The 1,082-nt window shown below is 48.0% G+C and carries 2 protein-coding genes; both read left to right on the top strand.

Going from position 1 to position 1,082, the window contains the following annotated elements; genetic code table 11:
* Window positions 1-333: 333 nt before the first annotated feature.
* Window positions 334-834: a DUF1440 domain-containing protein gene (locus tag BVJ53_RS14160; RefSeq protein WP_129302930.1), complete on the top strand. Its 501-nt coding sequence runs from the start codon at window positions 334-336 to the stop codon at window positions 832-834.
* Between the two features lie 71 nt (window positions 835-905).
* A partial coding sequence (locus BVJ53_RS14155) for an MFS transporter (RefSeq protein WP_191983454.1) occupies window positions 906-1,082 on the top strand: 177 nt, incomplete at its 3' end.

The following is a 1,082-nucleotide window of genomic DNA, read 5'->3' as shown; positions in this document are numbered from 1 at the left end:
TGAGCGTTTACATGGCGCCAACATCGTTTAAAGCCATTGAGGTTTTTCATCGTATCCTCCCTTTCAGTACTTATATACTAACTAAATGTAAGACCAATAACAAGCGTTAGCGTCAAGATATTCGCGAATTCTTTTTGTTGGATTAGTTGGCAATCAGCAACTCACCTTTGTCGCAATTTGACGGTCAATGCCTGCACATTGAGAACTTCGCTTATATCTTTTCAACCGATAAACTAAGACTTTCCTGTCCAAAACATGTCAAAACCGTTCTACTGTTCTAAAATAGAAGTGCTACAGACTGTCACGCGTTCACACTTCAAGGAGGTCACGTTTATGCGCACACAAAATCACCCATCAGTCATGAAACTAGCAGCAGTTGGCGCTGTTGCCGGCTTAGTATCAGGACTCGTCAAGTTAGGTTGGGAAAATATTTTACCGCCGCGGACGCCGGAACGGGATGCCACCAACCCGCCGCAGACATTTTTGCAGCAGCACGGTCTCACCCCAGCGGAAACGCATGCCACTTACACGTATTCGGGTCATCAGATTCCTTGGGTCAGCCTTTTGGTGCACTTCGGGTTTTCGTCAAGCCTCGGCGCGGTTTATGCGGTTGCCGGCCATTATGTCCCGCTGTTTAAACTGGGTTACGGCAGCTTGTGGGGGCTCGGTGTGTGGGCCGGTGCGCACTTGTGGGCCATGCCTGCGTTGAAAATTGTGCCACCTGCAAAAGACCAGCCAGCTGAAGAGCACTTGTCCGAAGCGGTGGGTCACATGGTTTGGAATACGGTTAATCAAATCGTGATCAGTGACATGCTACGGGAAAAAGATGCTTGAAATTACTAGCTGAAGTTTCAATATAAAAGTCGGACAAGCTTTCTCAGTGATCCATGAAAGAAGGTCTGCGGATGCAAAAAAAGCCGACTGCATGGCAAACAAAGTGGCCTGAACGCATCAGTTACGGTCTGAGTGACGCAGCTGACAATTTGGTCTTTCAGGTGATGACAACTTATCTACTGTATTTCTACACCGACATTTACGGGCTGAGTGCGGGCGCCGTTGCCTTATTGTTCTTAGTCGCCCGT

Source organism: Lacticaseibacillus chiayiensis, assembly GCF_004123795.1.
In the GTDB taxonomy this organism is placed as follows: Bacteria; Bacillota; Bacilli; order Lactobacillales; family Lactobacillaceae; genus Lacticaseibacillus; species Lacticaseibacillus chiayiensis.
Note: the sequence above shows the minus strand (reverse complement) of the source record. Positions and strands in the feature narration are given on the sequence as shown.